Consider the following 13,702-nt stretch of genomic DNA (forward strand, 5'->3'; position numbering starts at 1 on the left):
TTTGAAAACAGCAATTTGACAAACATACGTTTATATGTAAAAATGAAAGTAAGCATAAGAGCTTGCTTTTCTTTTTTTATATCGAAAGTGTGGTATAATGGGGAGATAAATGTAAGGTGGTAATTATGGCAAAATTAATTCCTGGTAAGATTCGGACAGAAGGAATTGCCCTGGTTGAAAACAATAAGGTAGTAATCCTTGAGGTCAGTGATTCACTTTTATATGCTCGTGTAGATGAGTGCAATTTGCGCTATAGCTTGGATGATGATGTCATCTTTTGTTATTGTGACTTTTTCCAGAAGAAAAAATACTGCGCCCATCTGGCAGCCTTGGAGTATTATCTGAAAAATGCCCCATCAGGAAAAGATGTGCTAAAGAGTATGGAAGAAGAGGAGTTGACCAGTCAGGAGACCCAAGAGTTGGTTTCTTTTGGAAGCTTGTTCTTGGATAAGGTCTTGCCGGATAAATCCAATCAACAGGTTCGTTATGAGCTTTCGGCTACTGGTCAGGAGGATTCTTATACAGGACAGTTTCTCTGGAGTCTCCGAATCAGTCGCTTGCCGGACGAGCGCTCTTATGTTGTCCGAGACGTTCTTTCCTTCCTTCGGACCTTGGAAAAGGGCGGGCATTATCAGATTGGTAAGAGTTACTATGAGGCTATTCATTTGGAGGATTTTGATGAAGCCAGTCAAGATTTGCTCGTTTTCCTGCAGGGGCTAGTGCCTGACTATCAGGGGCAAGATTCCTCTTTGATTTTCCCAAATGCTGGGCGCAATCTTTTCTTCCCGGCTAGTATCTTTGAAGAGGGGGTTATCTTCCTGATGAATCTGTCTTCTTTCCGCTTAGAGTACAGCCTTTATGACTACAGTGAAGTCTTTTTCCAAGATTTGCATGAAGAGGCAGAAGTTTATACTTTCCAAGTGGAAGAGCATGAAGAGCATTTTGAGCTAGTCATTGCTGAGAAGAATTATAAGATGCTTTATGATGGGCAGTTTATCTTTTATGGAGATACCTTCTACCAGCTAAATCCTCAGCAGATTAGACTAATAAAGGCTTTACGGGAGTTGCCTATAGAGCATGATCGGTTGAAGCGCCTGCAATTCGACTTGTCAGAGAGAACAAAGCTGGCTTCCAGTTTGTCTGAGTTTAAAAAGGTTGGCCGAGTAGAAGCGCCTGAAAGTATGATGATTCATGACTTTACAGCCAAGTTTGCCTTTGACATCGGTCCTGACAAGCGTTTGATTTTGGACACTGTCTTTGACTATGGAGACAGGAAGGTGACGACTCGCAAAGATTTGGAACGTCTGCCTTTTGCGGGTAATTTTGAGCATGAGCAGCAAGTCTTTAAGCAAATGCTGCAGGCAGGTTTTGTGGCAGACTTTTACAGTCAGCGACCGCCTCTGAAGCCAGAAGAAATTTACCATTTCTTCTCGGAAGTGATTCCCAATTTTGAGGCTTTGGGCCGTGTCAGCATGACAGAAGAGTTAGAGGCACTGGCACAGACAGAAAGTCCAAGGATCTCTGTCAAGATGAAGGGCGGCCTCTTAGATATTGGTTTCGATTTTGCTGGCATTGCGCAGTCAGAGATTGACGCAGTTCTTGATTCGCTCTTTAAGGAGCAGGACTTCTTTATCAGTAAGTCCGGGCAAGTCTTGATTTTCGATGAAGAGACCAAGGAGATGAGTCGGACTTTGCAGCAGCTGCGGAGTAAGCGGACTAAAAATGGCTTCATTCAGACCAGCAGTCTGGCAGCTTATCAACTGGCAGAGTTTTTTAAGGGCAAGGATAGGGTACAGTTTTCAAAAGATGTACAGCAGCTGGCCTTTGACCTGACTCACCCTGAGGAATTTCCTCTTCCCCAGCTGCAAGTCAAGGCTGACCTTCGGGATTACCAAGAGACGGGTGTCAAGTGGTTATCCATGCTGGATAAGTATGGCTTCGGTGGCATCTTGGCTGACGATATGGGACTAGGGAAAACCCTGCAGACAATTTCTTTTCTGAGTTCGCGTATAGATGACTCTAAGAAAGTCTTAATCTTGGCGCCATCCAGCCTGATTTACAACTGGAGCGATGAGTTTGCTAAATTTGCTCCGCATTTGGATGTGGCGGTGGTGTATGGTCTGAAAAATGTTCGTGATGAGCTGATTGCGGAGAAGCATCAGATTACCATTACCAGCTATGCTTCCTTCAGGCAGGATGTGGAAGAATACCGGGATAATCACTTCCAGTATTTGATTTTGGATGAGGCTCAGGTGATGAAAAATGACCAGACCAAGATTGCGCAGTATTTGCGGGATTTTGAAGTGGAGCATACCTATGCCCTTTCTGGGACGCCGATTGAAAATAATCTGGGAGAACTTTGGTCTATTTTCCAGATTGTCATGCCAGGACTTTTGCCAAGCAAAAAGGAATTTTTAAAACTGCCGGCTGAGAAAGTCGCCCGTTATATCAAGCCATTTGTCATGCGGCGCAAGAAAGAAGATGTGCTGCAGGAGTTGCCTGATTTGATTGAAGTTGCCTATCGCAATGAATTGGCAGATAGCCAGAAGACCATTTATCTGGCTCTGCTCAAGCAGATGCAGGACAGAATTATCCATGCGACAGAAGATGAAATCAACCGCAGCAAGATAGAGATTCTGTCAGGTCTTATGCGCCTCCGCCAGATCTGTGACACTCCGAAGCTGTTTATGGATGATTACGAGGGCGAGAGCGGTAAGCTGGAAAGTTTGCGGGAATTACTTGAACAGATACAAGATGGTAATCGCCGTGTCCTCATATTTTCACAATTTCGTGGTATGCTAGATATCATCGAGAGTGAGCTGGACAAGATGGGCATGGAGTCCTTTAAGATTACAGGCTCTACTCCAGCCAAGGAGCGTCAGGACATGACAACAGCCTTCAATGAGGGCCAGCGTTCAGCCTTTCTGATTTCCCTCAAGGCTGGAGGTGTCGGTCTCAATCTGACTGGTGCAGACACAGTCATCTTGGTCGACCTCTGGTGGAATCCAGCGGTTGAGGCCCAGGCCATCGGCCGTGCCCACCGTATCGGTCAGGAGCGCAATGTCGAAGTCTATCGGATGATTACACGGGGTACGATTGAGGAGAAGATACAGGAGCTGCAGGAGAGCAAGCGCAATCTGGTTTCGACTATTCTCGATGGAGCTGAAGCCAAATCCAGTCTCTCTGTGGAGGAAATTCGAGAAATTCTGGGAATTTCAGCAGAATAGCTTGAAAAATAGCCTGAATAGTTTATAATAATGAAGGGTTGAAAGGAAAAAGATATGACTGATAAACAATTTCCTCTGGTGTCAGATGATGAAATCATGCTGACGGAAATGCCGCATATGAATCTTTATGATGAACTGGATCTCATTAGCAACATTACCGGAGACTATACAGACCGTAATTATTTGGAATGGATGCCGATTGTGGACTCCAACAGGCATGCTCCCATCGCTGCCAGTCAGGCTATCAGAAGACCGCTGCAAAAGCAGTCTGCTTTCAAGGATTTTAAAAAGCCGATTGATAAGAAAGATCCGGCCATTCGTTATGCTGAGCAGGCACGCGAGGAAGCTCGGGCAGATTTGAAAAAGAAGCGTTCAGCGCCTTATCTGACCAGCGACCTTCCGACTAAGGTCCGCAGCAGAAAGCTTCCGACAGCTTCTAATGCGGAAAGACCGAAGCCAACTGCCCCTTTTCAAAAGAATACATCGGGCGAATTTACGAAGTTTGGCGACAGGCTTCAGCAGGATAACTATATTTTGGCAGATATTCAGCCTGAGTACAGCCCTCATCCGCAGGAGCCGGAAGAAAAGCCTAAGAAGAACAATTATGATTTTTTGAAAACCAGTCAGATCTATAATCAGGATAAAGCTAAGGAAGAGCAGTTGAAGCATTCTAAGGCTCAAGAGCTGAACTTGACAGGTCTTGATAGCGATTAAAGCTGGCTTGCTCGAGTCTTTTCTGCCTGCAATTTTCTGATGTTTATAAGGAAAATTGCTAGTTGATTATGTAAATGTAAAATCTATCTGCATATAACATCCATTATCGGTTGAAGAAGACTGATGCTAGAAGCTGGGACTTACTGATTGGTCCGGCTTCTTTGGTGTTTTGGTGGTGCCTAAAAGCTTGTACATAAAGAAAATCCCTGCGGGCTGATTCCAGTCCGCGGAGATTTTCCTCTTTTGTCCTGCTTTTATGGCCTTGTATCTTAAGGAGTAATCATGACGAAAACCTATCATTTTATCGGGATTAAGGGCTCTGGTATGAGCGCTTTGGCTTTGATGTTGCACCAGATGGGCCATAAGGTTCAGGGCAGTGATGTTGATAAATATTATTTCACTCAGCGCGGTCTGGAGCAGGCTGGCATTTCCATCCTGCCTTTTGATGAAAAGAATATCCAGCCAGACTATGAAATCATTGCCGGCAATGCCTTTCGTCCGGATAACAATGTAGAAATTGCCTATGCAGACGCAAACGGTATTGGCTATAAACGCTACCATGAATTTTTAGGTGGCTTTATGCGTGACTTTGTCAGCTTGGGAGTGGCTGGTGCCCACGGGAAGACCTCTACAACGGGTATTCTCTCCCATGTTCTCTCCAATATCACGGATACTAGCTATCTGATTGGGGATGGCACAGGCCGCGGTTCTGTCAATGCCAAGTACTTTGTCTTTGAGTCGGACGAGTACGAGCGTCATTTCATGCCTTATCATCCGGAATATTCGATTATTACCAATATCGACTTTGACCATCCGGATTATTTCACGAGCCTGGAAGATGTCTTTAACGCTTTCAATGACTATGCCAAGCAGATTACCAAAGGACTCTTCATTTATGGAGAAGATGAGCAGCTGCGCCGGATTACGTCCAAGGCTCCGATTTACTACTATGGATTCAAGGAAGAAGGCAATGACTTTGTCGCTCACGACCTCTTGCGCTCCACCAGCGGTTCAGGATTTAAAGTTTCTTTCCGCGGTCAGGAACTGGGTGAGTTCCAAATTCCAAGCTTTGGCCGCCACAACATTATGAATGCGACAGCAGTCATCGGCCTCTTGTATACAGCAGGTCTTGATCTGAATCTAGTTCGGGAACACCTCAAGACCTTTGGCGGAGTTAAGCGCCGCTTTACTGAAAAGATTGTTAACGACACAGTCATCATTGATGACTTTGCTCACCATCCGACGGAAATTATTGCGACTCTGGATGCAGCTCGTCAGAAGTATCCAAGCAAGGAAATCGTGGCAATCTTCCAACCGCATACCTTCACTCGGACCATTGCTCTTTTGGACGAATTTGCGGATGCCCTTAATCAGGCTGACTCAGTCTACCTAGCTCAGATTTACGGATCTGCGCGTGAGGTGGACAATGGTGATGTTAAGGTCGAAGATTTGGCTGAAAAGATTGTGAAGCGGGCCAAGGTCATTGACGTGGATAATGTTTCTCCGCTTCTTGACCACGATAATGCCGTTTATGTCTTTATGGGAGCTGGAGACATCCAGACCTATGAATATTCCTTTGAACGTCTCCTGTCCAATCTTACCAGCAACGTTCAGTAGGAGGAGACTTGATGGAAGCACCGATTCGAATCAGGCAGGCCGACTTGAGCGACTGGGAGGAAATTCTTGCAATCGAGCAGCTGAATTTTCCAGCAGCAGAAGCAGCCAGTTCAGAAGTTCTCAAAGAGCGGATTGAGCAGATTCCAGATACTTTTTTGCTAGCAGAGCTGCATGGTCAGCTGGCGGGCTATATTGTTGGACCAGCTGTTCAGGCGCGATATTTGACAGATAACCTCTTTAGCAAGGTGGGTGCTAATCCTCCAGAAGGTGGCTTCATTGCCGTCCAAAGTCTGTCCGTCCATCCTGATTTTCAGAGGCAGGGGGTCGGAACCTTGTTGCTTGCAGCTCTCAAGGAGACAGCTGTTCAGCAAAATCGACAGGGCATTAGCCTAACCTGTCATGATGACCTGATACCTTATTATGAGATGAATGGCTTCGTCCACGAAGGGATTTCTGATTCAACTCATGGTGGAGCCGTCTGGTCTGATATGGTGTGGGAAAATCCCAGTTTTAAGGAGAAGTGATGATTATCCGTCAAGCTCAAATGGCTGACTTAGACGCCATTTATGCGATTGAATTGGAAAATTTCAGTCCAGAAGAGGCTGTTAGCGGAGAAAGTCTAGCAGCTCATATCCAAAACCTATCTTCGACTTTTTTGGTGGTGGAAAAGGATGGTAAGATTCTAGGCTATCTGGAGGGACCTGTCCGTCCAGAACGTTATTTAAAGGATATTTCCTTTACAGAGGAGATTGAAGATTATGGTCATCTGGACGGTGGCTTTATCTCATTGACCAGCCTTTCTATCTCGAAAGATGCTCAGGGGATGGGAGTCGGCCGCAAGCTATTGGAAGCTATGAAAGAGATTGCTATAGCAGATGAACGCCACGGCATCAATCTGACCTGCCACGACTACCTCACCGCATACTACGAGAAGCATGACTTTGTAAATGAAGGTTTGTCAAAATCAACTTATGCAGGCGCTACTTGGTTTGATATGGTCTGGGAAAATCCTAGTCTCAAACTGCAAAAAAACCAATAATAAGCTAGAAAATCCTACTCTTATTGCATTTATCTGACTTTTAAGATATAATGTTAGGGATTATGATGAAGGAGGTCAAATTTTTGACTGAAAAATCACAAGACAAAGAGAAGAATCTGAGCTTTAAAGAGCAGATTTTGAAAGACTTAGCTGGAGAAAAGGAAGAACAAACTCCCTCTTCAACTAGCCAATCAGAAGCGGACGCTGCTTCTGCAAAAGAAACAGCAGCTGCGGAGGACTTTGAAGCTAGACCGGCTTCGGTAGATGTCTCCTACAAGGTTGCAGAGAATGAAAAGGCTCACCCTCAGGTCTATGGCCGAGTGGATGAGGAAGATAAGAAGCCCAATGAGGTTCTATCTCGGGCTAATCGGGCCAACAACACGGTCAAGAAAAAACGTCAAAACACCTTAGCCCGCAGGATTATGACAACGGTTCTGCTGATTGTCCTGCTGGGACTTGTAGTCACAGGAGTTGTCGGCTATACTTATGTATCTTCAGCTCTTAAACCTGTTGATGCAAACGCAACAGAATATGTGACGGTTGAAGTACCAGAAGGCTCTAGCTCTAAGCAGATTGGAGAAATCCTTGAGAAAAAGGGGCTGATTAAAAATGCCCAAGTTTTTAGTCTCTATTCCAAGATTAAAAGCTTTAACAATTACCAGTCTGGCTATTACAATCTCCAGAAGAGTATGGATCTAGATACCATTGCTCGGCAGCTTCAGGAAGGTGGAACAGATACGCCGCAACCACCAGTTGTTGGCAAGGTTACGATTCCTGAAGGATATACAATGGAGCAGATTGCAGAGGCTGTGACGGTTAATGCAGCTGCAACTTCTAAGAAGACTAGCAAGACGCCTTTTAGTAAGGACGATTTCCTAGCTAAGGTGCAGGATGAAGCTTTCATTTCCAAGATGGCGGCTAAATATCCACAGCTGCTGAGCACTTTACCAAGCAAGGACAGCGGAGTCAAGTACCGCTTAGAAGGTTACCTCTTCCCTGCCACTTATAACTATGGTGAGGATGCGGATTTGGAAAGCTTGATTGACCAGATGTTGGGCGCAATGAATACCAATCTGTCTTCTTATTACTCTACTATTGAAGCGAAGAACCTAACTGTTAATGAAGTTCTGACACTTGCTTCTCTGGTGGAAAAAGAAGGTTCAACAGACCAGGACCGCAAAGATATTGCCAGCGTCTTTTATAACCGTCTCAATCAAGCGATGCCGCTTCAGAGTAATATCGCCATCCTTTATGCTCAAGGCAAGCTAGGAAAGAAAACGACTCTGAAAGAGGACGCTGAGATTGATACCAATATCGACTCGCCTTTCAATGTCTATAAAAAAGAAGGGCTTATGCCTGGGCCGGTTGATAGTCCGAGCCTATCTGCTCTGGAGGCTACCATTAATCCAAGTAAGACGGACTACCTCTACTTTGTGGCAAATGTTGAAACAGGCGCTGTTTACTTCGCCAATACTTATGAGGAACACGCTAAAAATGTTGAGGAGCATGTCAATAGCAAGCTCACTCAATCCAGCAGCAGTTCTAATTAGACTGCTGTCATTGCAGATAAGAGAAAGCTAGTGCATTTAGTTCTAGCTTTCTCAGTCCTGCTATATAAAAAAGGGACTGATACAGACTTGTCTCAGCCTCTTGTTTTAGTTTTTAAATAAAAGAAAATAAAAGAAAAGAGAAAAAATGGCTGAAAAAACTTATCCTATGACCCTAGAGGAAAAGGAAAAACTAGAAAAAGAATTAGAAGAATTGAAATTGGTGCGTCGTCCAGAAGTGGTAGAACGCATCAAGATTGCCCGCTCATACGGCGATTTGTCAGAAAATAGTGAATACGAAGCTGCTAAGGACGAACAGGCTTTTGTGGAAGGTCAGATTTCTAGTCTGGAAACCAAGATTCGCTACGCTGAGATTGTAAACAGTGACGCTGTAGCCAAGGACGAGGTAGCTATCGGCAAAACAGTTACCATCCAAGAAGTAGGTGAAAGCGAAGAGGAAGTCTACATTATCGTTGGTTCTGCTGGTGCAGATGCTTTCGCAGGTAAGGTATCCAATGAAAGCCCGATTGGTCAAGCTCTAATTGGCAAGAAAACAGGCGATACTGCAACAGTCGAAACACCGGTTGGCAGCTACGACGTTAAAATTCTCAAGGTTGAAAAAACCGTTTAATAAATACCAAAAGGAACTGGCTAGAAGACTGGTTCTTTTTTCGTTTCTTTTAAGACAGAGAGTGTAGGCTAGATAAGAAGAGCAGGGGAAAAATAGAGAAAAGACAGATGGTTATGCTATAATGAGAATAAGCTAGAAAAGTAGGAGAACTGTATGCAAGAGCAAGATATTTATGGGAAATATGGGGCCTACCTGCCCAAGATTTTAGAGGATCTTAGTCAGCGTATTCAAGAGGCTAATGATCGAGTCAAGCAGGAAACAGGGCAGAAGCTTTTTGAGCATTTTAATGCACGGATCAAGCAGGCAGCCAGTATGGAAGAGAAATGTCAACGCAAGAATCTGCCTAGGGTGCCAGTGTCTGCCCTGAAAGAAATTCGTGATGCGATTGGGATTCGGATTGTTTGCGGTTTTATTGAGGACATCTATCAGACTATTGAGGTGCTTCGTCAGCTGGAAGGCTGTGAGATTGTTCTGGAAAAGGACTATATCCGGGCTGCCAAGCCTAATGGATATCGCTCCTACCACTTGATATTAGAGGTGGAGACTCCTTATGAGGACTGCCATGGTCAAAATCCCGGCCGCTATTTTGTAGAAATCCAGCTTCGGACCATTGCTATGGACTCTTGGGCCAGCTTAGAGCATCAGATGAAGTACAAGCATGAGATTAAAGACAGCAAGCGGATTGTCCGCGAGCTGAAACGCTGTGCGGATGAGCTGGCTTCCTGTGATGTGACCATGCAGACCATCCGCAATTTGATTCGAGAAAGTGAGTGAGATGATGAAGATTTTATTAGCTGAAGATGAGCAGCAGCTGTCTCGTGTCTTGGAAACAGCAATGACCCATGAAGGCTATCAGGTTGATATAGCCTTTGATGGGCAAGAAGCTGTGGACTTGGCCAAGGAAAATGCCTATGATTTGATGATTCTGGATATCATGATGCCGGTCAAGACAGGCATTGAAGCATTGAAAGAAATCCGCCAAACCGGCAATACGACCCACGTCATCATGCTGACAGCTATGTCAGAGGTGGATGACAAGGTCACAGGGCTGGATGCCGGTGCAGATGATTATCTGACCAAGCCCTTCTCTCTGAAAGAGCTTCTGGCTCGCCTGCGCTCTATGTCCAGACGGGTAGCGACTTTCACCCCCAATTTGCTGCAGATTGGCCAAACCAGCCTCAATGTCGGAGAGCATGAGCTCATTAGCTCCAACTCTATTCGCTTAGCTGGTAAGGAATCTAAAATGATGGAATTTCTCATGCTCAATGCCCAGAAGAGTCTTTCCACTCAGGAAATCTTCCGTCATGTTTGGTCCAAAGACGAGGATGAGGATTTGGACGAAGGCTTCGTCTGGATTTATATTTCCTATTTGCGTCAGAAGCTGAAGGCTATTCATGCTGACCTTGCTATCTTGGGTGAGGAAGGCGGCAGTTTCACTCTGGTGCCGCTGGAAGGAGATAGCCATGTTTCGGAAGCTTAAAATTCGGTTCATTCTGCTGGCTTCGGCGGCTATTGTCTGTATTTTGCTGACCATGATTGCTGTCTTAAACTCCGTTCGCTTTCTGCAGACCAACGGAGAAATCCAAGCCGTTCTCAATATTCTATCTGCCAATAATGGAGATTTTCCCAGCGTAGAAGAAACGGCAGAGAGCTTGCAAAACGACCGTATCACTATTGACACCATCTACCAATACCGCTATTTTAGCGTGGTCTATAAGGAAGACAAAACACTTTACTCCTCCAACTTAGACCATCTTTCCAATCTATCTAAGGAGCAGGCGCTCAGCTATGCTAACAAAGTGATTAAGGACAGCCGCAGCAGTGGGGTTTTTAAGGTAGGCAGTCAATTTTATTCCTACCAGATAACGCAGGATTCCAAGACCAAGCGCTATTTACTGGTGGTCTTAGATTCGACCAATTACCTCGAAAGCCGCAATGACTTCTTCTGGCTGTCTATCCAGTTATGCTTCTATAGCTTTATTTTCTTTGTCTTGGTCGTGTCTGGATTTTCCAACTTTGCCATCCGTCCCTATATCAAAAACTATGAAAACCAAAAACGTTTTATCACTAACGCAGGCCATGAACTGAAGACGCCATTGGCCATCATCTCAGCCAATACGGAGCTGCAAGAGCTGATGACTGGCGAAAATGAATGGACAGAAAGCACCAAGGAACAGGTCAAGCGCCTCAGTAATCTAATCAATCAAATGGTCGTTCTGGCCCGTCTGGAAGAGCAGCCAGATGTTACCTTGGTGGATGTGAATTTCTCAGAAGTTGTCAAAAAAGTGGCTGGAAACTTCAAGTCTGTCATCGAGAAGGCAGGTAAGAAGTACGAGATCAAGCTGCAGGAAGACATCCATGTCAAGGCAACTGAAGATGAACTTTATGAATTGGTTAGTATCCTGATTGACAATGCCTGCAAGTATTGTGACGAAGATGGACAAATTTTTGTCACCCTAACCAAGGCTAAGCGTGGGAAACGAGCTCGTCTGACGATAGCCAATAGTTACGCGGACGGTAAAAATGTTGATTACAGCCGTTTCTTTGATCGTTTCTATCGCGAAGACGAATCGCACAATCAGAAGCAGCCTGGCTACGGGATTGGCCTATCCATGGCAGAAAGTCTGGTGCGTATTTTCAAGGGCAGGATTTGGGTTTCATATAAGAAAGGCTTGATTGGCTTTACCGTTTTACTGTGATAGCGTCACCTCGTTCATCAGTTATTGCTTTGTTTGCTGAGCTTTTTGTATTGGTTACGCCCGATTCTTACTCGAGATTAAAAAATTCTTCTAGTATTAGCTAGAAGAATTTTTCTTTATCTTGACCGTTGCTTACCAGCATTGCGGTTCTTTTTCTTTTTGTTCTTTTGCTCAATAGCCTGCTGAGATTTTGGAGTAACATCTTTAGCCCGACTCGCCTTTTTCAAGCCTTTAGGAGGATTTTTTTCAAATTCCTCTGCTACCTGTTTTCTCAAGCGAGGTCGGATGATGTAGTTGATGATAAATTGCTGGATGATTTGGATAAATCCACCGACTACCCAGTAGAGAGTGACTGCAGCAGGGGAGAAGAAAGAGAAACCGACAATCATGATAGGACTCATATAAGAAGCCTGTTTCATGCTGTTTCTTTGAGTTTCATCTTCAATACCATGCAGAGAGAGCACCGACTGGATATAGTAGAGGATACCGACAATGGCAGTCAAAGCCAAGTCGCTTTTGGCTAGGTCTTTAATCCAGAGGAAGGAACTGCCTGCAACTCCTTGAGTATACTGTGCTGCAAAGAAGAGGGCTGAGAAGAAAGGCATTTGGATGAGCAAAGGCAGACAGCCAATACCGCCAAACATGCTGAGTCCATTTTCTTTTTGAGCAGCCATCAGTTCTTGCTGAGCCTGCATTTTCTCTTCCTGAGTCTCAGCATTTTTGATTCGCTCTTGGATTGGGGCAAAAATCGGTTTAAAGTAGTTCATCTTTTCAGACTGAAGCGTTGCCTTCCAAGACTGATAGATTCCCAGCGGAAGAATGATAATTCGCACGATGAGCGTAACGATAATAATCGCCAGACCATAACCCAGACCTGAATTCTTGGCAAAGAATTGGATACCATCCGCCATAGGCTGACCAATCACGTCCCAGATCAGACCAGAAGGATTGCCGGCCTTGTCGCGGCCTACACAGCCGGACAGGAAAAGAAGGGCAGCCAGTCCCATACCGGAGAATAAAAAGCGTTTGAAATGTTTCACGAGTTCATATCCTTTGTTTCTAAAAAATAATACCTATCTATTCTACTGTTTTTTTGCAAAATATACAATAGTTCTGCAGACCTAATTTGAAATTTTAAAGTCGGGATAGGAGTCGAAATTAGCCATAGTCACATCCAAATAACTGACCTTAGAAAAAGGTGTCGGTCCCTTGCGGATTTCTTGGATAAATTTGGCCATCAGAGCTGGGTCATCGGCCTGAGCCAGAATGCCAACAGTACCGTCATCATTGTTCCAGACCCGGCCGGTAATACCTCCGATTTCCAGCGCTAGAGAATAAACTCCCCAGCGGAATCCAACCCCTTGTACCCGTCCTTGGGCTATCATTTTTACTTTCTGCATGGCGTCCTCCTTTAGTGAGCGGACCGAGGGGATTTAAGCCCTCAGTATGAGTGCAAGTCTGTTAAATTGTGGTATAATGTTCTTATGAATATTATAACCTCAAAAGCCAATAATGTGGTAAAAAAAGCTAAAAAACTTCATCACAAAAAATACCGCAAGGATTCTTATTTGATCGAGGGCTGGCATTTATTTGAGGAAGCTGTCAGCAGCGGGGCAGAGCTGATTCGGATTTTTGCTTTAGCGGAATACGCAGAGCGATTAGCTGATTTTTCTCAAGTGATTTTTGTCAGTCCAGAGATTTTAGCAGATTTGGCTGATAGTAAGACACCACAGGGAATTGTCGCGGAAGTGGCTTTTGAAAGGGGAAAAATACCAGCGGAGTTAAGTGGACGCTATCTTTTCTTGGAGGACGTTCAGGATCCAGGTAATGTCGGTACCATCATTCGGACAGCTGATGCAGCTTGCTTTGATGGAGTCTTCATCTCTAGCTCGTCAGCAGACATCTATAACCTAAAAACGCTGCGCTCTATGCAGGGGAGTCATTTTCACCTGCCCGTTTATCGGATGGATACGGCTGATTTTATTAGGCTGGCTCAGTCTTCCCGTCTGCCAATTCTAGCGTCGACCTTGTCGTCAACATCTATCGATTACAGAAATGTAGATAGCAAAGAGAGCTTTGCTCTAGTCATGGGCAATGAAGGGCAGGGGATTAGTCCAGAAATGACAGCAGCAGCTGATGTTCTGCTCCATATTTCCATGAAGGGGCAGGCAGAAAGTCTCAATGTTGCGGTCGCCGCTGGTATTTTAATCTTTCATTTAAGCTAAAAA

The 13,702-nt window shown here is 44.8% G+C and carries 13 protein-coding genes; 11 read left to right on the forward strand and 2 right to left on the reverse strand.

Annotated elements, in window-relative coordinates; translation table 11 throughout:
* The first annotated feature begins 125 nt into the window (after positions 1–125).
* The 10 genes from O3621_RS11185 to O3621_RS11230 all read left to right on the forward strand — a co-directional run bounded on the left by O3621_RS11185 (position 126) and on the right by O3621_RS11230 (position 11,474).
* Complete coding sequence (locus O3621_RS11185; RefSeq protein WP_314449551.1) at positions 126–3,227, forward strand: DEAD/DEAH box helicase; 3,102 nt, start codon at positions 126–128, stop codon at positions 3,225–3,227.
* Between the two features lie 54 nt (positions 3,228–3,281).
* Positions 3,282–3,941: a cystathionine gamma-synthase gene (locus O3621_RS11190; RefSeq protein ID WP_371514165.1), complete on the forward strand. Its 660-nt coding sequence runs from the start codon at positions 3,282–3,284 to the stop codon at positions 3,939–3,941.
* A 282-nt stretch (positions 3,942–4,223) separates the two neighbouring features.
* On the forward strand, positions 4,224–5,558 hold the full coding sequence (gene murC, locus O3621_RS11195) for a UDP-N-acetylmuramate--L-alanine ligase (protein WP_371514166.1): 1,335 nt from the start codon (positions 4,224–4,226) through the stop codon (positions 5,556–5,558).
* A gap of 11 nt (positions 5,559–5,569) precedes the next feature.
* Positions 5,570–6,082, forward strand: coding sequence for a GNAT family N-acetyltransferase (locus O3621_RS11200; RefSeq protein ID WP_371514167.1), 513 nt, complete (start codon positions 5,570–5,572; stop codon positions 6,080–6,082).
* A complete protein-coding gene (locus O3621_RS11205) occupies positions 6,082–6,597 on the forward strand; it encodes an N-acetyltransferase family protein (protein WP_371514168.1) in 516 nt (171 codons plus the stop codon). The genes O3621_RS11200 and O3621_RS11205 overlap by 1 nt, the downstream gene beginning before the upstream one ends.
* A gap of 50 nt (positions 6,598–6,647) precedes the next feature.
* Positions 6,648–8,147 carry an endolytic transglycosylase MltG gene (gene mltG, locus O3621_RS11210; protein WP_371514169.1) on the forward strand — a complete coding sequence of 500 codons (1,500 nt, stop codon included), beginning with the start codon at positions 6,648–6,650 and terminating at the stop codon, positions 8,145–8,147.
* A gap of 145 nt (positions 8,148–8,292) precedes the next feature.
* Complete coding sequence (gene greA, locus O3621_RS11215) at positions 8,293–8,775, forward strand: transcription elongation factor GreA (RefSeq protein WP_002894584.1); 483 nt, start codon at positions 8,293–8,295, stop codon at positions 8,773–8,775.
* Positions 8,776–8,928: 153 nt separating this feature from the next.
* Positions 8,929–9,549 (forward strand): GTP pyrophosphokinase family protein, encoded by a 621-nt coding sequence (locus O3621_RS11220; RefSeq protein WP_314449536.1) that lies wholly within the window; start codon positions 8,929–8,931, stop codon positions 9,547–9,549.
* A gap of 4 nt (positions 9,550–9,553) precedes the next feature.
* Positions 9,554–10,255, forward strand: a complete 702-nt coding sequence (locus O3621_RS11225) for a response regulator transcription factor (RefSeq protein WP_308946858.1) — start codon at positions 9,554–9,556, stop codon at positions 10,253–10,255.
* A complete protein-coding gene (locus tag O3621_RS11230; RefSeq protein ID WP_314449534.1) occupies positions 10,239–11,474 on the forward strand; it encodes a HAMP domain-containing sensor histidine kinase in 1,236 nt (411 codons plus the stop codon). The genes O3621_RS11225 and O3621_RS11230 overlap by 17 nt, the downstream gene beginning before the upstream one ends.
* Before the next feature lie 116 nt (positions 11,475–11,590).
* Here O3621_RS11230 and yidC read toward each other — a convergent pair whose 3' ends face one another.
* Together yidC and O3621_RS11240 are read right to left on the reverse strand one after the other, a co-directional pair.
* On the reverse strand, positions 11,591–12,514 hold the full coding sequence (gene yidC, locus O3621_RS11235) for a membrane protein insertase YidC (RefSeq protein WP_314449532.1): 924 nt from the start codon (positions 12,512–12,514) through the stop codon (positions 11,591–11,593).
* A gap of 81 nt (positions 12,515–12,595) precedes the next feature.
* Complete coding sequence (locus tag O3621_RS11240) at positions 12,596–12,874, reverse strand: acylphosphatase (RefSeq protein ID WP_002897016.1); 279 nt, start codon at positions 12,872–12,874, stop codon at positions 12,596–12,598.
* Positions 12,875–12,958: 84 nt separating this feature from the next.
* Here O3621_RS11240 and O3621_RS11245 point away from each other — a divergent pair, with 84 nt between their 5' ends.
* A complete protein-coding gene (locus tag O3621_RS11245; RefSeq protein ID WP_314449529.1) occupies positions 12,959–13,699 on the forward strand; it encodes an RNA methyltransferase in 741 nt (246 codons plus the stop codon).
* The last annotated feature ends 3 nt before the right edge of the window (positions 13,700–13,702 follow it).

This window comes from Streptococcus sp. 20925_1_22, from assembly GCF_041431685.1.
GTDB lineage: Bacteria > Bacillota > Bacilli > Lactobacillales > Streptococcaceae > Streptococcus.